The 19634-nt window shown below is 60.5% G+C and carries 21 protein-coding genes and 1 pseudogene; 10 read left to right on the top strand and 12 right to left on the bottom strand.

Annotated elements, in window-relative coordinates; all coding sequences use genetic code 11:
- The first annotated feature begins 168 nt into the window (after nucleotides 1-168).
- On the top strand, nucleotides 169-1677 hold the full coding sequence (gene mqo / locus KW841_RS14850) for a malate dehydrogenase (quinone) (RefSeq protein WP_007973849.1): 1509 nt from the start codon (nucleotides 169-171) through the stop codon (nucleotides 1675-1677).
- Nucleotides 1678-1832: 155 nt separating this feature from the next.
- On the opposite strand, the gene KW841_RS14845 is transcribed toward mqo, so the two are convergent.
- From KW841_RS14845 to KW841_RS14830, 4 genes are all read right to left on the bottom strand, one after another.
- Nucleotides 1833-2120: a PA4642 family protein gene (locus tag KW841_RS14845; RefSeq protein ID WP_218477413.1), complete on the bottom strand. Its 288-nt coding sequence runs from the start codon at nucleotides 2118-2120 to the stop codon at nucleotides 1833-1835.
- 63 nt (nucleotides 2121-2183) lie between these two features.
- Entirely contained in the window at nucleotides 2184-2669 is a 486-nt protein-coding gene (locus KW841_RS14840; protein WP_218477402.1) for a hypothetical protein, read from the bottom strand.
- Between the two features lie 182 nt (nucleotides 2670-2851).
- A complete protein-coding gene (locus KW841_RS14835) occupies nucleotides 2852-3325 on the bottom strand; it encodes a WbuC family cupin fold metalloprotein (protein WP_218477392.1) in 474 nt (157 codons plus the stop codon).
- Between the two features lie 3 nt (nucleotides 3326-3328).
- Nucleotides 3329-3886, bottom strand: coding sequence for a hypoxanthine-guanine phosphoribosyltransferase (locus KW841_RS14830; RefSeq protein WP_008016649.1), 558 nt, complete (start codon nucleotides 3884-3886; stop codon nucleotides 3329-3331).
- A 165-nt stretch (nucleotides 3887-4051) separates the two neighbouring features.
- On the opposite strand from KW841_RS14830, the gene upp reads away from it, so the two are divergent.
- Both upp and KW841_RS14820 read left to right on the top strand, forming a co-directional pair.
- The gene (gene upp / locus KW841_RS14825) at nucleotides 4052-4690 is read left to right on the top strand and encodes a uracil phosphoribosyltransferase (RefSeq protein WP_007973856.1); all 639 of its coding nucleotides are present in this window, start codon (nucleotides 4052-4054) and stop codon (nucleotides 4688-4690) included.
- Between the two features lie 2 nt (nucleotides 4691-4692).
- Nucleotides 4693-5967, top strand: a complete 1275-nt coding sequence (locus tag KW841_RS14820) for a uracil-xanthine permease family protein (RefSeq protein WP_007973857.1) — start codon at nucleotides 4693-4695, stop codon at nucleotides 5965-5967.
- Nucleotides 5968-6070: 103 nt separating this feature from the next.
- Here KW841_RS14820 and hemH read toward each other — a convergent pair whose 3' ends face one another.
- Both hemH and KW841_RS14810 read right to left on the bottom strand, forming a co-directional pair.
- A complete protein-coding gene (hemH, locus tag KW841_RS14815; RefSeq protein WP_218477390.1) occupies nucleotides 6071-7096 on the bottom strand; it encodes a ferrochelatase in 1026 nt (341 codons plus the stop codon).
- Between the two features lie 13 nt (nucleotides 7097-7109).
- On the bottom strand, nucleotides 7110-8012 hold the full coding sequence (locus tag KW841_RS14810; RefSeq protein WP_218477371.1) for a TIGR01777 family oxidoreductase: 903 nt from the start codon (nucleotides 8010-8012) through the stop codon (nucleotides 7110-7112).
- A gap of 196 nt (nucleotides 8013-8208) precedes the next feature.
- Between KW841_RS14810 and KW841_RS14805 the strand changes: the two genes are divergently transcribed.
- The 7 genes and pseudogenes from KW841_RS14805 to KW841_RS14775 all read left to right on the top strand — a co-directional run bounded on the left by KW841_RS14805 (nucleotide 8209) and on the right by KW841_RS14775 (nucleotide 14044).
- Nucleotides 8209-9195, top strand: a complete 987-nt coding sequence (locus KW841_RS14805; RefSeq protein WP_007973863.1) for an NAD(P)/FAD-dependent oxidoreductase — start codon at nucleotides 8209-8211, stop codon at nucleotides 9193-9195.
- Between the two features lie 199 nt (nucleotides 9196-9394).
- The gene (locus KW841_RS14800) at nucleotides 9395-10354 is read left to right on the top strand and encodes a DUF523 and DUF1722 domain-containing protein (protein WP_218477369.1); all 960 of its coding nucleotides are present in this window, start codon (nucleotides 9395-9397) and stop codon (nucleotides 10352-10354) included.
- Complete coding sequence (locus tag KW841_RS14795; protein ID WP_218477367.1) at nucleotides 10354-11295, top strand: MerR family transcriptional regulator; 942 nt, start codon at nucleotides 10354-10356, stop codon at nucleotides 11293-11295. The genes KW841_RS14800 and KW841_RS14795 overlap by 1 nt, the downstream gene beginning before the upstream one ends.
- A gap of 21 nt (nucleotides 11296-11316) precedes the next feature.
- Nucleotides 11317-12759: a deoxyribodipyrimidine photo-lyase gene (gene phrB / locus KW841_RS14790; RefSeq protein ID WP_218477365.1), complete on the top strand. Its 1443-nt coding sequence runs from the start codon at nucleotides 11317-11319 to the stop codon at nucleotides 12757-12759.
- Between the two features lie 5 nt (nucleotides 12760-12764).
- A pseudogene (locus KW841_RS14785) lies at nucleotides 12765-12860 on the top strand (transcriptional regulator); the annotation flags it as partial.
- Nucleotides 12857-13639 (top strand): SDR family oxidoreductase, encoded by a 783-nt coding sequence (locus KW841_RS14780; protein ID WP_218477354.1) that lies wholly within the window; start codon nucleotides 12857-12859, stop codon nucleotides 13637-13639. The pseudogene KW841_RS14785 and the gene KW841_RS14780, both read left to right, overlap by 4 nt.
- 99 nt (nucleotides 13640-13738) lie before the next feature.
- On the top strand, nucleotides 13739-14044 hold the full coding sequence (locus tag KW841_RS14775; protein ID WP_015096814.1) for a YkgJ family cysteine cluster protein: 306 nt from the start codon (nucleotides 13739-13741) through the stop codon (nucleotides 14042-14044).
- A 125-nt stretch (nucleotides 14045-14169) separates the two neighbouring features.
- On the opposite strand, the gene KW841_RS14770 is transcribed toward KW841_RS14775, so the two are convergent.
- The 6 genes from KW841_RS14770 to hemA form a co-directional block, all read right to left on the bottom strand.
- Nucleotides 14170-14688, bottom strand: coding sequence for an acyloxyacyl hydrolase (locus KW841_RS14770; RefSeq protein ID WP_218477343.1), 519 nt, complete (start codon nucleotides 14686-14688; stop codon nucleotides 14170-14172).
- A 119-nt stretch (nucleotides 14689-14807) separates the two neighbouring features.
- Nucleotides 14808-15599: a glutamate racemase gene (gene murI / locus KW841_RS14765; protein ID WP_218477341.1), complete on the bottom strand. Its 792-nt coding sequence runs from the start codon at nucleotides 15597-15599 to the stop codon at nucleotides 14808-14810.
- A complete protein-coding gene (locus KW841_RS14760; protein ID WP_218477339.1) occupies nucleotides 15592-16347 on the bottom strand; it encodes a molybdopterin-synthase adenylyltransferase MoeB in 756 nt (251 codons plus the stop codon). Before KW841_RS14760 ends, murI begins: the two co-directional genes overlap by 8 nt.
- A complete protein-coding gene (gene prmC / locus KW841_RS14755; RefSeq protein ID WP_218477337.1) occupies nucleotides 16341-17171 on the bottom strand; it encodes a peptide chain release factor N(5)-glutamine methyltransferase in 831 nt (276 codons plus the stop codon). Before prmC ends, KW841_RS14760 begins: the two co-directional genes overlap by 7 nt.
- Nucleotides 17172-18254, bottom strand: coding sequence for a peptide chain release factor 1 (prfA, locus tag KW841_RS14750; protein WP_007973879.1), 1083 nt, complete (start codon nucleotides 18252-18254; stop codon nucleotides 17172-17174). It lies immediately after the preceding gene.
- A complete protein-coding gene (hemA, locus tag KW841_RS14745; protein WP_007973881.1) occupies nucleotides 18251-19540 on the bottom strand; it encodes a glutamyl-tRNA reductase in 1290 nt (429 codons plus the stop codon). Before hemA ends, prfA begins: the two co-directional genes overlap by 4 nt.
- Nucleotides 19541-19634 lie beyond the last annotated feature (94 nt).

The raw sequence follows: 19634 nt of genomic DNA, 5'->3' as shown, positions 1-19634 counted from the left end.
AGGGCTCTTATTAGACCCGGCAGGTAGCGTCCGTCGAAGTTGCGATAAATTGCGAAGATTCGGACATGGCGATACTGCCATGGATACCTTGGGGCCACACTGACACGCCCCGGAACACCTGGCAGCCATGCCGACAATTTGGTGCTGCAGATTTTGGAGACGCGTTAAATGGCGCATAACGAAGCAGTCGACGTAGTACTGGTTGGGGCCGGCATCATGAGTGCCACCCTTGCAGTCCTGCTCAAAGAGCTCGACCCCGCGATCAAGCTGGAAGTCGTCGAGCTGATGGATTCCGGTGCCGCGGAGAGTTCCAACCCGTGGAACAACGCCGGTACCGGTCACGCCGGGCTGTGTGAGCTCAACTACACGCCGCAGGCAGCCGATGGCGCCGTCGACATCAAGAAAGCCGTGCACATCAACACCCAGTTCGAGGTGTCGAAGCAGTTCTGGTCGTACCTGACCAAAAAAGGCACGTTCGGCTCGTGCAAATCGTTTATCAGCCCGGTGCCACACCTGAGTTTCGTACAGGGCGACAGCGGCGTGTCCTTCCTCAAGGAACGCTTCAAGGTGCTGAGCAAGCACCACGCCTTCGCCGACATGGAATACACCGAAGACAAGGCGACAATGGCAGAGTGGATGCCATTGATGATGCCTGGGCGCGACCCCGGCGAAACCCTTGCCGCCACCCGCGTGATCAATGGTACCGACGTCAACTTCGGCGCCTTGACCAACCAGTTGCTCAAGCACCTGACCAGTGCACCCGATGCCCAGGTCAAGTACTGCAAGCGCGTGACCGGCCTGAAGCGCAACAACGGCGGCTGGACCGTCAGCATCAAGGACGTCAACAGCGGCAACACCCGTGAAGTCGACGCCAAATTCGTCTTCCTCGGCGCTGGCGGCGCGGCACTGCCGCTGCTGCAAGCCTCGGGCATCGAAGAGAGCAAAGGCTTCGGCGGCTTCCCGATCAGCGGCCAGTGGCTGCGCTGCGACAACCCGGAAGTGGTCAAGCACCACCAGGCCAAGGTCTACAGCCAGGCTGCCGTAGGTTCACCGCCAATGTCCGTGCCGCACCTGGACACCCGCGTGGTCGATGGCAAGAAGTCGCTGCTGTTCGGACCGTACGCCGGTTTCACCACCAAGTTCCTCAAGCACGGTTCCTTCATGGACCTGCCGCTGTCGGTTCGCGCCGGCAACATCGGCCCGATGCTCGCCGTGGCGAAAAACAACATGGACCTGACCAAGTACCTGGTCAGCGAAGTGATGCAGTCGATGGAGCAGCGCCTGGAGTCCCTTCGTCGCTTCTACCCGGAAGCGAAAGCCGAAGACTGGCGCCTGGAAGTGGCCGGCCAACGGGTACAGATCATCAAGAAAGACCCGAAAAAAGGCGGCATCCTGCAATTCGGTACCGAACTGGTCGCGGCCAAGGACGGTTCCCTGGCTGCACTGCTCGGCGCTTCGCCAGGTGCATCGGTGACTGTTTCGATCATGCTCGAGCTGATCGAGAAATGCTTCCCGAGCAAAGCCAAGGGCGAATGGGCTGGCAAACTGGCAGAAATCTTCCCGGCCCGGGAGAAGGTTCTGGAAACCGACGCTGCGCTGTATCGCAAGATCAACACGCAGAACAATGTTGCCCTGGAACTGGTTGAAGCCAGCAGCGAGACCGAAAGCTACGCTTGATTCGGCGCAATGAAAAACGCCCCGTTCTCACTGAGAGCGGGGCGTTTTTTTATGCGTTTGAAAGATCGCAGCCTCGCTTCGCTCGACAGCTCCTACAGGAACACGCGGTCCAATGTAGGAGCTGTCGAGCGAAGCGAGGCTGCGATCTCTTGATCTTAACCGCGAACCTTCTCGATCAACTCGATGTAATCCGGCGCATTGCGCTGATCCGTGATCAGGGCAACGAAGTCATTGCCGTGCTCATCCTTGCCATTTACGTCGTAACCCGCTTCGACGAAGAACGTCAGGAAACGCTCGAAATCGTCGATGCGCAGGCCACGGTAGGCCTTGACCAGTTTGTGCAGGGACGGAGAAGTCGCGTCGACTGGTTCGAAATCGAGGAACAACTTGATCTGCTCATCGCCGATCTCGTCACCAATCACTTGTTTTTTATCTTTACGCATTGCCGACTCCAGCTCGCAGACATTTCACGGGGCGGGCAGTTTACCCCCGCGCAGGCACAGGGCTCAACGCGCACGAGTGCTGCCGGTATGCAGATCGGCCCAGACATGGCCATTGGCGTAGCTGAGAAACTGGCAATACACCGTCTCGTTACGCAGCAAGTCGATCACCACCCGGTATTGCGCCAGCGGGTAATAAAGGGTCAGGGTCTTGCTCGGCTCGTCGTAAACCGGCTTCTTCAGGCTCTTGCTTTCACCATCGAAGTTGACCAGCACCTGACTGATGGTAGCGCCCTTGTTCAGGGATTTGCCCTTGAGACGAATCAGCAACGGCGAAGTGACCGGAATCGGCTGTTGAGTGGATTGACGCTGAGCGCCGACCACCACCGAATAATCGGTGACCTGCATCAGTTGCTGCTGCTCGGGATCAGCAGCGCGCAGAGTGAGATCGTCCGGCGGCAGGAATTGACTGTGCATGGGCGCCGGGGCGGCGGCCAAGGGCAGGCTGAGGGTCAGCGCCAGAGCGGCGCAACAGCGGATCAAAACACTCATGACGGGCTCCGGAGGGCGGGGCCGGGCACTCTAGCATGGGTGTAAAAAAACGTCTGTGAACAGCGCCCCCCTGTAGGAGCGAGCTTGCTCGCGATGCACTTAAGAACGCCGCGTTTAACCAGTAATCACGCGTTATCGTTAACGTCCATCGCGAGCAAGCTCGCTCCTACAGGGGGCGTACATCAATCGAATTGCGCGCGCATCCAGGCCTGATACTCGGCAACACCCGGCTCGCCTTCGCGCGGAGCCCAGTGCGCCAGCTCACCTTCACCGACAGGACGGTAAGGACCAGCCTTGCATTCGAACATCAGGCTATCGGCTTCCAACACCACCAAGCCGTGAAATACGCCAGTTGGCAGATCCACACCCACACAGTCGCCACCGGCCTGCAGAACTGTCTTGCTCAGCACGGCGCCGGCTTCGTCGAAAATCAACACGCCGAGGCGGCCTTTGAGGACCAACAGGGTTTCGGCCTTGTTGTTGCCCAAGTGCCGGTGAGGCGGGATATACGTGGACGGTTGCAGCCCCACCGCCATGCGATGGCAAGCGTCTTCCATCTGATGGAAATTGTGATGCTGGCGCCCGCGAGGATTGGCCGCGGCTTTCCCGGCCAGCTCGGCGAACAAGGTCTGATCCAGAAAACGCGGCATATCCATGTCTTACATTCCTTTAACGGCGAAAATCCCGTTGGCGTTACGCCAGTAGCCTTTGTAGTCCATACCGTAACCGAAGATGTAGCGGTCGACGCACGGCAGGCCGACGAAATCGGCCTTGAGGTCCGGACGGGCCTTGCGGTCGTGGTCTTTGTCGATCAGCACAGCGGTATGCACTTTACGTGCGCCGGCGTGTTTACAGAAGTCGATGATCGCGCCCAGGGTGTGACCTTCGTCGAGGATGTCGTCGATGATCAACACATCACGGTCGATGAAGGAGACTTCCGGCTTGGCCTTCCAGAACAGGTCGCCGCCGCTGGTTTCGTTGCGATAGCGGGTAGCGTGCAGGTAGGACGCTTCCAGCGGGAACTGCAGATAGGTCAGCAGCTTGCCGGAGAAAATCAGTCCGCCGTTCATCACGCAGAACACCACCGGGTTGCTGTCGGCCATTTGTTCGTTGATTTGTGCACCGACGCGGGCGATGGCCGCCTCGACTTCAGCTTCGGTGTACAGGCAGTCAGCCTCTCGCATGATTTGACGGATATGCTCGAGATCAGCGGACATGGTGCTCTCCAGGGGATGGCGGATTCAGGAAAAGCGGGCAAAGGTACGCATCAAGCGAGGCCAGATCAAGCGTTTGTGGACTAACGTACTCTATGTCTATAGGACAACACCCTCGGATAGATTAATCTAGGCCGGTTTTTTTGCCCGCCGCCGGAGCCTTTCCCCATGCCCATCCATGAGATCCGCCACCCGCTGATCCGTCATAAACTTGGCCTTATGCGCCGCGCAGACATCAGCACCAAGAATTTCCGTGAGCTCGCTCAGGAAGTCGGCGCCCTGTTGACTTATGAAGCCACCAAAGACCTGCCGCTGGAATCCTACGATATCGATGGCTGGTGCGGCACTGTGTCGGTCGAGAAAATCGCCGGCAAGAAAATCACCGTGGTGCCGATCCTGCGTGCCGGCATCGGCATGCTCGAAGGCGTGCTCAGCCTGATCCCGGGCGCCAAAGTCAGCGCCGTGGGTGTGGCCCGCAACGAGGAAACCCTCGAGGCCCACACCTACCTCGAGAAGCTGGTGCCGGAAATCGACGAACGCCTGGCCATGATCATCGACCCGATGCTGGCTACCGGCGGCTCGATGGTTGCAACCATCGACCTGCTGAAGAAAGCCGGCTGCAAGGACATCCGTGCCATGGTGCTGGTCGCTGCGCCAGAAGGTATTGCCGTGGTCGAGAAGGCTCACCCGGACGTGATCATCTATACCGCGTCCATTGATCAAAAACTGAACGAACATGGCTACATCATCCCGGGTCTGGGCGATGCCGGTGACAAGATCTTCGGCACCAAGCAGAAGGACGCGTGAGCATGCAGCAAGAGTTCAACGATCCGCTCTGGCGCACGGTGCTGTCGGGTGCACAGATGCTGTTCGTGGCCTTCGGTGCCCTGGTGTTGATGCCGCTGATCACCGGTCTCGACCCGAACGTGGCGCTGTTCACGGCCGGCCTGGGGACGATCCTGTTCCAGATCGTCACCGGGCGTCAGGTGCCGGTGTTCCTGGCATCGAGCTTTGCCTTCATTACCCCGATCATTCTCGCCAAGGGTCAGTTCGGCCTGGCCGCGACCATGGGCGGCGTGATGGCGGCAGGTTTCGTCTATACCTTCCTCGGCCTAGCGGTGAAAATCAAAGGCACCGGTTTCATCGACCGCCTGCTGCCACCGGTGGTGATCGGGCCGGTGATCATTTCGATTGGCCTGGCGATGGCACCGATTGCCGCCAACATGGCCATGGGCAAGGCCGGTGACGGCAGTGAATTGATTCATTACCAGACGGCGATGATGATCTCGATGCCTGCGCTGCTGACCACGCTGATCGTTGCGGTTTTCGGCAAGGGCATCTTCCGCCTGGTGCCGATCATTTCCGGCGTGCTGGTCGGCTTCGGCATGTCGTTCTACTTCGGCGTGGTCGATACCGCGAAGATCGCTGCGGCCCCCTGGTTCGCCATTCCTCACTTCACTGCGCCGGAATTCAACTGGCAGGCGATCCTGTTCATCGTTCCGGTGGCTTTGGCCCCGGCAATCGAACACATCGGCGGCGTGATTGCCGTGGGTAGCGTGACCGGTCGCGATTACCTGAAGAAACCCGGCCTGCACCGCACCCTGCTCGGCGACGGCATTGCCACCACGGCGGCCGGTCTGTTTGGCGGCCCGCCCAACACCACTTACGCCGAAGTGACCGGCGCGGTCATGCTGACCAAGAACTACAACCCGAAAATCATGACCTGGGCGGCGATCTTCGCCATCAGCCTGGCGTTCATCGGCAAGTTCGGCGCACTGTTGCAAAGCATTCCGGTACCGGTGATGGGCGGGATTCTGTGCCTGTTGTTCGGCTCGATTGCCGCGGTGGGGATGAACACGTTGATCCGCCACAAGATCGATCTGGGCGAGGCGCGCAACCTGGTGATTGTGTCGGTGACCCTGGTGTTCGGGATCGGCGGCGTGCTGATCGGCACCGGCACCGGGCCGGACGACTTCGGCCTCAAAGGCATCGCGCTGTGCGCGGTGGTGGCGATTGGCTTGAACCTGATCCTGCCGGGCAATGACAGCTGGAAGCACAAGAAGGCGAATGAGCCGCTGCTGTAGTGTTTCAAGAGCTTTGTTGTTAATGAAATAGCTTTCGCGAGCAGGCTCGCTCCCACAGTCTGGAATGCATTCCCCTGTGGGAGCGAGCCTGCTCGCGAAGCTTTTAAAGCGCCAACGGCGCCCTTTCGCACAACGCACTCAACGCCCGCGCCCAATGCGGGTCATCGTTGAGGCACGGCACCAACACCAACTCCTCTCCCCCCGCCTCGCGGAATTGCTCCTTGCCGCGATCACCGATCTCTTCCAGGGTCTCGATGCAATCGGCAACGAACGCCGGGCACATCACCAGAATCTTTTTCACGCCGCTTTTGGCCAACTCATCGAGGCGCGCCTCGGTGTAGGGTTCGATCCATTTGGCGCGTCCCAGGCGCGACTGGAATGACACCGACCACTTGCCGTCCGGCAAACCCATGCGCTTGGCAAACTCCGATGCTGTCCGCAGGCATTGCGCGCGATAGCAGGTGGCCAATACCGCTGGCGACGCGTTCTTGCAGCAATCCTCATTCTTGAAGCAATGCTTCCCCGTCGGATCGAGCTTGGTCAGGTGTCGCTCCGGCAATCCGTGAAAGCTCAGCAGCAAGTGATCGTAATCCTGCTGCAAATGTGGCCTCGCGCTGGCGACCAATGCGTCGATGTATTCCGGTTGATCATAAAATGGCTGAAGAATCGACAGTTGCAGATCGAGCCCTTTTTCGCGCAGCACGCGCTTGGCTTCTGCAATCACCGTGGTGGTGGTGCTGTCGGCGAACTGTGGATAAAGCGGCGCCAGGGTTATTCGCTTATGTCCCGCCGCAGCCATGCGCACCAGCGTCGACTCGATCGAGGGCTCACCGTAGCGCATCGCCAGCTCGACCGGGCCGTGCTGCCACTGGGCAGTCATGGCCTGTTGCAGGCGACGGCTGAGCACCACCAGCGGCGAGCCCTCGTCCCACCAGATCGAGGCATAGGCATGGGCCGACTGCTCGGGACGCTTGATCAGGATCAGCGACACCAGCAAACGTCGAACCGGCCATGGCAGGTCGATCACGTACGGGTCCATCAGAAATTGATTGAGGTAGCTGCGCACATCCGCCACCGAGGTGGAGGCAGGTGAACCCAGGTTGACCAGAAGCAACGCGTGATCGGTCATGCAACATCCTATTTCAAAGGCGAGCGGACAAATCATCCAGAGCCGCACGCAAATCCGTGAACTGAAAAGTGAAACCCGCCTGTAACAAGCGAACCGGCGTGGCCCGTTGGCCGCCCAGCAACAGCAAGGACAACTCGCCCAACCCGACCTTCAATGCGAAGGCCGGCATCGGCATGAATGCCGGGCGATGCAGCACGCTGCCCAACGTCTTGGCAAACTCGCGGTTGCGCACCGGTTTGGGTGCGCACGCATTATAGGGACCGCTGGCCTCGTTACGATGCAGAAGAAAATCAATCAGAGCGATTTGATCGTCGATATGAATCCATGGCATCCATTGCCGGCCGTTGCCGATCGGCCCTCCCAGCCCCAGCTTGAAGGGCAGTAACAGCCGCGACAAAAAGCCGCCCTCGGCCGACAGCACCAACCCGGTTCGAATGAGGATGACGCGGATGCCCAGCGCTTCAGCCCGTTGCGCGGTCTCTTCCCAGGCGATGCATAACTGGCTGGCAAAGTCTTCGCTGACCGGCCCCGAGTCCTCGGTCAGTTCGCGCTCGCCACCGTCGCCATACCAGCCGACAGCCGAACCGGAAATCAACACCCGGGGTTTCTGCTCGCGACGCTCAAGCCACGCCAGCAGGGTTTCTGTCAGCGTGATCCGGCTGCTCCACAACAAGGCTTTACGCTTGTGGGTCCAGGGTCGGTCGGCAATCGGCGCGCCGGCAAGATTGACGATCGCATCCACCGGTTCCTGCCCAAGATCCTCCAACCGGGCAATTCCACGTACTTGGTCACCACAGGTTTTCGCGACTTTTTCAGGCTTGCGACTCCAGACTGTCAGGCGATGGCCCTGCCCCGACCAGTGCCGGCAGAGCTGACGTCCTATCAAACCAGTACCGCCGGTCAGCAATATGTGCATGACTTCTTCCTCGCGTGGCGTTTTACCCTGTCCACTAGTCTATTTTTATAAGCAGGGATCTTTGGTATCGAGCAGGCTCTATGGTTAACAATAGGCCAAGCTGTCAGAACGAGAACGCTAAAAGTTATACCAAAAAACAATATTGTACAGGTTTGAACCCCGGCGTAGTCTGTACAGAAAGGTAAACGAGGCCCCTATGACTGTACCTATCGCAATCATTGGCACCGGCATTGCCGGACTCTCCGCCGCCCAGGCCCTGACGGACCTCGGGTATGTGGTTCAACTTTTCGATAAAAGCCGCGGCAGCGGCGGGCGCATGTCGAGCAAGCGCAGCGATGCGGGTGCTCTGGACATGGGCGCGCAGTATTTCACCGCCCGCGACCGCCGCTTTGTCACGGAAGTCCAACGCTGGCAGGCCAGAGGCTGGGTCGCCGAGTGGACGCCGCAGCTGTACACCTACCATGGCGGTCAGCTCAACCTGTCGCCGGACGAGCAGACCCGCTGGGTCGGTACGCCGCGCATGAGTGCCATCACCCGCGCCCTGATCGGTGATCTTGAAGTGCATTTCGCCTGCCGGATCACCGAGGTCTATCGCGGGGAAGAACACTGGCATCTGCAGGACGCCGAGGGCTTCACCCACGGACCGTTCAGCCACGTCGTCATCGCCACGCCGGCGCCGCAGGCCACGGCTCTGCTGGCATCGGCGCCGAAACTCGCAGGGGCCGCCGCCGGGGTGAAAATGGACCCGACCTGGGCCATCGCCCTGGCCTTCGAAACGCCACTGGAAACGCCCATGGAAGGCTGCTTCGTCCAGGACAGCCCACTCGACTGGCTGGCCCGCAACCGCAGCAAACCCGGGCGCGACAACACTCTCGACACTTGGGTGCTGCACGCCACGAGTGCCTGGAGCCGGCAACACATCGACCTGCCCAAGGAAGCGGTGATCGAGCAGCTGCACGGCGCGTTTGCCGAACTGCTGCACGGTTCCATGCCCGCGCCGACGTTCAGCCTCGCCCACCGCTGGCTCTACGCCCGCCCCGCCAGCAATCACGAATGGGGCACCCTGGCCGATGCCGACCTGGGGCTGTACGCCTGTGGCGACTGGTGCTTGTCCGGACGCGTCGAAGGCGCCTGGCTAAGCGGTCAGGAAGCTGCCCGCCGCTTGCATGAACACCTGCAATGATGCGTAGGAGCTGCCGAAGGCTGCGATCTGTTGATCTTGAAAAACAAAATCAAAAGATCGCAGCCTTCGGCAGCGCCTACAGGGGCGTTGCGTCGCAAAAACCTATACAAAAAATTTGACTTGTATAACTTTGAATCTATGATGGAGTTATCTTGTACAGACGCAAATGTTTGTACAGGTTTAGATTCGAGGTGTTCCGATGTCCCACGCCCCTGTCAAACCGAAAATAGCCATCAGCGCCTGCCTGATGGGGCTCGATGTGCGCTTCAACGGCGGGCACAAGGAATCGCGGCTGTGCAGCCGTACCCTCACTGATTATTTCGATTTCATCCCGGTCTGCCCGGAAGTGGCCATCGGCCTCGGCGTACCCCGCCAACCGATTCGACTGGTGAGTGGTGCCGATCAACCCGAAGCCGTGGGTACCCTGGATCACAACCTGAACGTGACACAACCGCTGGCCACCTACGGCCGGGAAATGGCAGCGCAGCTGGGGGATATTTGCGGTTATATCTTCATGCAAAATTCCCCGTCCTGTGGCCTGGAGCGGGTCAAGGTCTACCACGCCAACGGCACACGAGCGGACAGTGGCGGTCGCGGGATCTACGCCCAGGCCTTCTGCCTGCTGCACCCGGACTTGCCGGTGGAGGAAGACGGCCGGCTCAACGATCCGGTGCTTCGGGAAAACTTCCTCACCCGCGTATTCGCCTACAGCGCCTGGCAGCAGCTACGCCAGGAAGGCTTGACCCGGCGCGGCCTCACAGACTTTCACTCACGCTACAAATACCTGCTGATGGCCCACAACCCGGTGCAATACAAAGCCCTGGGCCACCTGCTGGGCAGCATGGGCAAAAACGATCCGCAGGAACTGGGCCCTCGATATTTCAGCGAATTGATGGCAGCGCTGAAAAAGTGCGCCACCCGTCGCACCCATACCAACGTCCTGCAACACCTCAGTGGCTACCTGAAACAAGCCATCAGCCGCGAAGACAAGCAGGAAGTGCAACAGCTGATCAGCCAGTACCACCAAGGCATCGTGCCGTTGGTGGTGCCGCTGACGCTGCTCAAACATCACTTTCGCCAACACCCCGATCCGTACATCGCACAGCAGGTCTATCTGCAACCGCACCCGGAAAACCTCAGCCTGCGAAACGCCATCTGATGAAAAAGACACTCGACACCAGCGCCCGCGAAGACCTCGGCGATGACTTTAAAAAGGCGCTGGACGAAGGGTGGCTGCCAATCCGTGAAGTGGCGCGCCTGACCGGCGTCAACGCCGTAACCCTGCGCGCCTGGGAGCGGCGCTACGGTCTGATCGTGCCGCAACGCACCCCCAAGGGGCATCGGCTGTTCTCGCCCGATCATGTACAACGTATCCAGGCCATCCTCACCTGGCTCAACCGTGGCGTCGCCGTCAGCCAGGTCAAGGAATTGCTCGACACGCCGCAAGTATTCAGCGAGTCCGTCGACAACGACTGGCACACCTTGCTGCTAACGCTGCTGCAGGCAGTCAGCGAATTGCAGGAACGCGCCCTGGATGACAACGTCAATCAGGCGATGGCGCTGTATCCGCCGCGAACCCTGTGCGAGCAATTGCTGATGCCTTTGCTGGCCGCTCTGGAGCAACGCTGGCAAGGCCAGTTCGGTGCGCAGATGGAGCGTGTGTTTTTTTCTGCCTGGCTGCGCAGCAAATTCGGCGCACGCATCTACCATAACAATCGCCAGTTGCGTACCGCGCCACTGTTGTTGATCAACCACTCGGACCTGCCCCTGGAACCTCAGCTGTGGCTCACGGCCTGGCTGATCAGCAGTGCGGATTGCCCGGTGGAGGTCTTCGACGGGCCGCTGCCTGTCGGCGAACTGGCATTGGCGGTCGAACTGCTGCAACCTCGCGGGGTTCTGCTGTACTCAAGCAAGGCCATGAACCTGGCGCAACTGCCGAAACTTTTCAAAGGCGTCGGTTGCCCAAAAATGATTGCCGGACCAACGGTGTGCATCCACCACGCCGAGTTGTCCGCCAGTACCAACGAGATCACTGACTTGTACCTGGCCGAAGATCCATTGTCGGCACATCAGGCACTCGTTCAGTGCGGGCTGATTTAAATGAATCGCGTGGATTCCTCTATGCAATTGATCTGGCTGCGCAGCGACTTGCGTCTACATGACAACACCGCCCTCTCGGCCGCCGCGGCTCGTGGCCCCTGCGTGGCGGTGTACCTGCTGAGTCCGGAGCAATGGCTGGAACATGACGATGCGCCCTGCAAAGTGGACTTCTGGCTGCGTAACCTGCGCGAACTGAGTCGCGAACTGGCTCAACTGAACATTCCCCTGCTGATCCGCCAGGCTCCCCGCTGGGATGACGCGCCCAGCGTATTGCTGAACCTGTGCCGGCAGTGGCAGGTCGACGCGTTGCACCTCAACGATGAGTACGGTATTCACGAGTCCCGTCGCGATGCAGCTGTCGCCCGGGCGCTACAGGCCGAAGGCATCGAGGTTTGCCGCCACCTCGATCAATTGCTGTTCAAGCCCGGGAGCGTGCTGACCCGGACCGGTACTTACTTTCAGGTCTTCAGCCAGTTCCGCAAAGTCTGCTACGAACGACTGCACCACTCGCTGCCCAGCCTGGTCCGCGCGCCGCACAAACAGGCGCCGCAGAACATTGCCAGCGATGCGGTCCCCTTGAGCGTCGAGGGTTTCGCAACGCCCGGTGATCCTCTGCGCAGCCTGTGGCCGGCCGGCGAAACCGAAGCCCGGCGCCGCCTCGACAGCTTTAGCGAAGCGCAGATCGACCACTACCAGAACGAACGCGACTTCCCGGCAAAACCCGGCACCAGTCAGCTCTCGGCCTATCTTGCCGCCGGGGTGATTTCTCCACGCCAATGCCTGCACGCCGCGTTGAACAGCAATCAGGGCGAGTTCGAAAGCGGCAACACAGGCGCCGTCACCTGGATCAACGAACTGCTGTGGCGCGAATTCTACAAACACATCCTGGTGGGCTACCCGCGAGTGTCCCGGCACCGTGCGTTTCGCCCGGAAACCGAAGCGCTGGCCTGGCGCAACGCTCCCGATGAACTGGCTGCCTGGCAACAGGCGCGCACCGGCTTGCCGATCATCGACGCCGCCATGCGCCAACTCTTGGCCACCGGCTGGATGCACAACCGCCTGCGCATGGTGGTGGCGATGTTCCTGACCAAGAACCTGTTGATCGACTGGCGCGAAGGCGAACGCTTTTTCATGCGTCACCTGATCGATGGCGACCTGGCGGCGAACAATGGTGGCTGGCAATGGAGCTCTTCCACCGGCACCGATTCGGCGCCCTACTTCCGGATTTTCAACCCGCTGAGCCAATCGGAAAAATTCGATCCCGAAGGTGTATTCATCAAGCAATGGCTGCCGGAGCTGGCAGGGCTGAATAAAAAAGACGTGCACAACCCCGCCAATCTCGGCGGCCTTTTTGGTGGGGTGGATTACCCTTCACCGATCGTCGACTTGAGCACATCCCGTACGCGTGCGTTGACGGCGTTCAAAAATCTGCCGTCACGCCAATACGCCGGCGTTGGATCATGAATGACCGCCACCGGGGTTACCTCGATGCCGGGGCTCTGCTTCATAAATGTTTACCCATATTGGGCCGGGCAATGGCCTGGCTGAAAAGGAGATTGGGATGAGTCGTACACTCGCACGACGATACTGGCTAACCGGTGCCAGTAGCGGCATTGGTGCGGCCCTGGCCGAAGAAATCCTGAAAACCGGTGCGCACCTGGCCGTCAGTTCGCGGTCGGTAGCGCAGTTGAAAGTCTTGTCGCAACGCTATCCGGGGCAAGTGCTGGTGGTGGCCGGTGACCTGACCAACAGCCAGACCGTGCGCGAGATCGGTGAGCAGATTGCCGAGGACTGGGGCTCGCTGGACACCGTGATACTCAATGCCGGCACCAGCGAGTACGTGGACGCCAAGCAGTTCGATGCGTCGATTGTCGAGCACGTATTGCGCACCAACCTGTTGGCCAGCAGCTATTGCATCGACGCCGCCCTGCCTTTGCTGCGTGCCGGCACCGCACCCCATATGGTGACCATGGCCAGTACGGTCACTTACCTGCCGCTGCCCGAGGCCGAAGCATATGGCACCTCAAAAGCCGGGCTGCGTTACCTGTTCGAATCCCTGCGCATCGACCTGGCCCCTGAAGGCATAGAACTCACGGTGATCAACCCTGGGCCTGTCGAAACGCCGCTGAGGGCGAAAAACGACTTTCCCATGCCCTTGAGCTGGCCGGTGGAGAAAGCTGCGCGACACATCTTCGAAAAGCTCAAGGACCGCCCGCTGGAAATCGCTTTCCCGGCTGCGTTCATGGCCGCCCTCTGGCCGCTGTCCAAACGGCCGGACCAAGTGAAACTGGAGATCGGCAAGCGCATGGTGCGCAGCCAGCCACCGATCAAGGACCAACCCTGAAAGTCGCCATCATCGGCAGCGGCATCCCGGACGTTCCGATACCTGGGCGTCCGTCAGACCTTTCACACAGTACCGGGTGACTGCCTTACACTGCGCGGCATGAAAACCATCCCCCATACGCAAATCGCGGAACCCGCAGTCACGTGCTCGACCTGCGCAGCCTGTTGCTGCCAGCTCGAAGTCATGCTGATCACCGACACGGGTGTGCCTGAACGGTTCATCGATACCGATGACTGGGGCGGGGAAGTCATGCTGCGCCTGGACGACGGCTGGTGTGCCGCCCTGGATCGCAACACGATGATGTGCACCATCTACGAAAAACGTCCGCTGATCTGCCGGGAGTTCGAGATGGGCGCACCGGAGTGCATCGACGAACGCCTGGGGATTTCGACGGCGTATCGCTGAGTTGGAAAACAACGCGCCCCCTGTGGGAGCGAGCTTGCTCGCGATAGCGGCTTCAAACTCAACATCAATGTTGGCTGATATACCGTCATCGCGAGCAAGCTCGCTCCCACATGGGACCTTGGTGCTTACAACGGCAACGTGTAGTGCAGCGAGTAGCTTTCTACACCGTCGTTGGAACTGGCAAGGCCGGCGTTGGAATAGTGCGTCGCACGCACCCCGACTTCATGACCGCCATTGAAGCGCAGGCCAAAACCGAAGCGGTCTTCAAACTGGAAAGCGCTGCCGATGTTGTTGTCTTCGAGTCGGGTATTGGAGAACAACGCCACGCCAATGCCCGCTTCAACGTACGGTTTGACGTTCTGGCCAGCAAATTCGTAAACGAATACCGGGGAGAACGACAGGCTGTTATTGCTGGAGGTCTTGTCACCTTCCCAATAGGTGTACGCGCCGCTCCAGTAACCGGTCAGGCGACCCACGTCGCTCTGCCACCAACTCTGATCCCAATCGAATTGCATGCCCAGTCGATACGTCATGGTCGAATCGCTGGTCTGACCAACCGCGAACTCCACACCTGCCGCCTGCGCAGTAAAGGTGTGCCCCATTAATGCGGCCGCAATCGCGGCCAAGCAGAATAGTCGCTTCACTAGAAACTTCCTTTTCCGAACGATTTCGTATGATTTTTTGTTGCCTGGCCCAGCAAAACTATAGAAGTCAGCGATTTATCAGAAGTTCACCCCGATTTTTCGTCCCCCCAGACAGCCTTCTACCTGTTGAAGCTTCGCACAACGCCAGAGGTATTCCACAGTATCGGCAAGATATTTCTGAAATGAAGCGGATCGGCGCTGGTCCAGAACTGCGCTTCACGGGCAGGTCCGGCGGCGAGCAGTTCGCGTTCGGCCAAAAGCCGCTGGAGTTGCCGCGCGACGGCGGCACCGGTATCGATCAGGCTGATGTCCGCAGGGACCATCTGCCGGAGCATCGGCTTGAGAAAGGGGTAATGGGTGCAGCCGAGAATCAGGGTGTCTGCGCCAGCCGCCAGCAGTGGCTCGACATACCCGGCCAACAGCTGACGCAGCTCGGCGCTATGCAGGTCGCCGTTTTCAATCAACTCCACCAGTCCCGGACAGGGCTGGGTGATCACTTTCACGTCCGTGGCGAAGCGGTCGAGCAACGCGGCGAACTTGGCGCTCTGCAAGGTGCCGGTGGTGGCCAGCACCCCGACCACGCCGGAGCGGGTTGCGGCGGCCGCCGGCTTGACGGCCGGCTCCATGCCGACGATGGGCCATTCGGGATAGTCGCGACGCAAGTCGGCGACGCCGGCCACCGTTGCCGTGTTGCAGGCCAGCACCAGGGCTTTGGCGCCCTGCTGCTGAAAGAAGTCGGCCATCACGCTGCAACGCTGCTGGATAAATGCCGGGGTTTTCTCGCCATAGGGAATATTCCCGCAATCGGCGACGTACATCAGCGTCTCGTTGGGCAGCAAGCGCTGGATCTCGGCCAGCACCGAGAGCCCACCGACGCCGGAGTCGAACACGCCAATCGGCGCTTCACGCATGTTTGGACCCACAGACGCTGCAGCCCGGGTCGCGCTTGACCCGCAATTCGCGAAAGCGCGTGCCCAAGGCATCGATCAGCAACAGGCGCCCCACCAGTGGCTCACCGAATCCGGCCAGCAACTTCAGTGCTTCAAGCGCTTGCAGGCTGCCGACCAGTCCCACCAGCGGACCGACCACGCCGGCCTCGCTGCAAGTCAGTTCGGCTTCGCTGCCGTGCCCGTACAAACAGTGGTAGCACGGACTCTCTGGCCGACGCGGATCGAACACCGACAGCTGGCCCTCGAGGCGAATCGCCGCACCACTGACCAGCGGTTTGCCGGCGGCCACGCACGCGGCATTGACCGCTTCACGGGTGGAAAAATTGTCCGAGCAATCGAGGACCAGATCCACCCCGGCCACCACGGCGGCCAGGGAGTCCTCATCCAGCGCCGCACGATGGGCGACCAGTTGAATCTCGGGATTGATCGCGGTCAGGCGCTTGAGCGCCGAATCGACCTTGGTCATACCGACGCTGTCGGTGTCGTGAATGATCTGGCGTTGCAGGTTGGTCAGGTCGACCGTGTCGAAGTCCGCCAGGTGCATCTCGCCAATGCCGGCGGCCGCCAGATACAGCGCCGCTGGCGCACCAAGGCCGCCGAGTCCGACGATCAATACGCGACTGTCCTTGAGCCGCAACTGGCCGTTGATATCGATGTGTTGCAGCAGAATCTGCCGACTGTAACGCAGCAACTCCTGATCATTCAGCACGGCAGGCGCCCCAGACTGATGCGTTGGTGACCGCCCAGATCGGTGCGGCTGTGGACTTCTTCAAAACCGCGAGTCAGCAGCAGGTCGCGGACCGCCTCGGCCTGATCGTAACCGTGTTCGAGCATCAGCCAGCCGCCAGCGTCGAGATGATCCGGCGCCTGGGCGACGATCAGACGCAGATCGTCGAGCCCGTCGACACCGGCCACCAGGGCACTGGCCGGCTCAAAGCGCACATCGCCCTCGACCAGATGCGGATCAGCCGCTGCAATGTAGGGCGGATTGCTGATGATCAGCTGAAAACGCTGACCTTCCAGGGCACTGAACCAATGGCTGCTCAGCACCTTGGCGTTGTTCAAGTGCAGGCGCTGGCGATTGCGCTCGGCCAGGGCGACGGCTTCCAGCACGCGATCCACGGCCGTGACGCTCCAGGCCGTACGCTCACTGGCCAACGCCAGGGCAATCGCGCCGCTGCCGGTACCGAGGTCGAGCACCTTGGCCGGTGTGGCCGGCAACAATTCCAGCGCAGCCTCCACCAGCAGTTCGGTGTCCGGGCGCGGGATCAGCGTGTGCGGTGCCACTTCCAGGTCCAGCTTCCAGAAACCTTGCTGGCCTAGGATATAGGCCACCGGCTCACCGCTGCGGCGGCGCTGCAAATACTCGGCGAACGTCAGCGCCGCTTCGCTCGGCACGATGCGTTCCGGCCAGGTGTGCAGGAAACTGCGGGACTTGCCCAACGCCGCCGCCAGCAGCAATTCGGCATCCAGACGCGCCGTCGGCGAGTCGGGCAGATCGGCGGCACGCAACAAACTGGCGATGATCGTCATTTACTCACCTATCGCCGCCAGTTGATCGGCCTGGTACTCGGCCAGCAACGGCTCGATCACCGCCTCGACACCGCCGGCGAGGATCTCGTCGAGGGAATACAAGGTCAGATTGACCCGGTGGTCGGTGACCCGGCCCTGGGCAAAATTGTAGGTGCGGATGCGCTCTGAGCGATCACCGGAACCCACCAGCAACTTGCGTTCGCTGGCGATGGCGTTGGCCGCGGCGGAGGTCTGCTGATCGTTCAGCTTGGCCGACAACCAGGACATCGCCCGGGCGCGGTTCTTGTGCTGCGAACGTTCTTCCTGGCACTCGACCACGATGCCGGACGGCAAGTGCGTAATGCGGATCGCCGAATCAGTCTTGTTGACGTGCTGGCCACCGGCGCCGGAGGAGCGATAGGTATCGATGCGCAGGTCGGCCGGGTTGATCTCGATGGCTTCCTGTTCGTCCGGCTCGGGCAATACCGCCACGGTGCAGGCCGACGTGTGGATACGGCCCTGGGATTCGGTCGCCGGAACCCGCTGCACGCGGTGCGCACCGGATTCGAACTTGAGCTTGCCGTAGACGTTGTCGCCCTCGACCCGGGCAATCACCTCTTTATAGCCGCCGTGTTCACCCTCGTTTTCCGAGAGGATCTCCACCCGCCAGCCACGACGCTCGGCGTAACGCGAATACATGCGAAACAGGTCGCCGGAGAAAATCGCCGCCTCGTCGCCGCCGGTGCCGGCACGGATTTCGAGGAACACGTTGCGCCCGTCGTTCGGGTCCTTGGGCAGCAACATGCGCTGCAGGTCGGCTTCGAGCGTGACCAGGCGCTCCTTGGCCTCGCGGACTTCTTCCACGGCCATTTCACGCATGTCCGGGTCGCTGTCCTTGAGCAGAGCCTGGGCGCCCTCGAGGTCATCCTGCACTTTCAGCAGTTCTTTATAGGTGCCCACGATCGGTTCAACTTCCGCGTACTCCTTGGAATAGGTGCGGAACTTGTTCTGATCGGAAATGACCTCGCCATCGCCCAGCAGGGCAGTCAATTCCTCGAAACGGTCCTGGAGGATATCCAGCTTATTGAGCAGTGACGCTTTCATTGCGGTTTTTTATCCGAAAAGCTATCCGATGAGCCCTCACCGAGGGCAAAGAGTTCCTGGGCCATCGCCAGCGCATCCAGGCGACCTTCGGCAGAGAGCTTTTTCAACTGCACGCTCGGAGCGTGCAAGAGTTTGTTGGTCAGCCCGCGAGCCAGTTGCACCAGCACCTCTTCGGCGCTGCTGCCGTTGGCCAGCATGCGCTGGGCCTTTTGCAATTCTTCGTCGCGCAGGCGTTCGCTCTGTTGACGATAGGCCTTGAGCACATCTACCGCCGCCAATTCACGCAGGCGGACCATGAAGTCTTCGGCGCCGACCGAGACCATCTCTTCGGCGGCCTGGGCAGCGCCCTGGCGGCTCTTGAGGTTCTCGGCGACCACTTCGTGAAGGTCGTCGACGCTATAGAGGTAAACGTCGTCCAACTCGCCGACTTCGGGTTCGATATCGCGGGGAACGGCGATATCCACCATGAAAATGGGTTTGTGCTTGCGCAGTTTCAAGGCGCTTTCCACTGCACCCTTGCCCAGGATCGGCAACTGACTGGCGGTGGAACTGATGACGATATCGCTGCGCACCAGCTCTGCCGGAATATCCGACAACAACACCGCATGAGCGCCGAACTGCTCGGCCAGGATGCTCGCGCGCTCCAGGGTACGGTTGGCGACCACGATGCGCTTTACCCCCAGGTCATGCAGATGGCGGGCGACCAGGGTGATGGTCTCGCCGGCGCCGATCAACAAGGCCTGGCTGCGCTGCAGGTCGCTGAAAATCTGCTTGGCCAGGCTCACCGCGGCAAATGCCACCGACACCGGGTTCTCGCCGATGGCCGTGTCGGTGCGCACCTGCTTGGCCGCGTTGAACGTGGCCTGGAACAGCCGACCGAGCAACGGCCCGATGGTGCCCGCCTCGCGAGCCACGGCATAAGCCGACTTCATCTGGCCGAGAATCTGCGGCTCGCCCAACACCAGCGAGTCGAGCCCGGAAGCCACCCGCATCATGTGACGAACTGCCGCATCATCTTCATGCACATAGGCGCTTTCGCGCAGTTCGTCGTAGCTCAAATGATGATATTCGGCCAGCCAGCGCAGCACGACGTCTGCCGACAGGTGATCCTGTTCTATATAGAGTTCACTGCGATTGCAGGTGGAGAGGATCGCAGCTTCGCGGCTGTCGGTGAGTCGGCAGAGCTGCTGCAAGGCCTCAACCAGCTGCTCAGGGGTAAAAGCCACGCGCTCGCGGACGTCTACTGAAGCAGTCTTGTGGTTAATACCGAGTGCAAGGAAGGCCATTCAAAGTCGCTGATGGTGACGTGAAGCCGGCAATTGTCCTACTTCGACGGAATCAGAACAACTACTCGATATCTATCGCGCCGATGGGACGCCC

Origin of the sequence: Pseudomonas sp. PDM28, assembly GCF_019219115.1 — a bacterium.
In the GTDB taxonomy this organism is placed as follows: Bacteria; Pseudomonadota; Gammaproteobacteria; order Pseudomonadales; family Pseudomonadaceae; genus Aquipseudomonas; species Aquipseudomonas laurylsulfatiphila.
The sequence above is the reverse complement of the archived record's forward strand: the minus strand, read 5'-3'. Positions and strand labels throughout refer to the sequence as shown.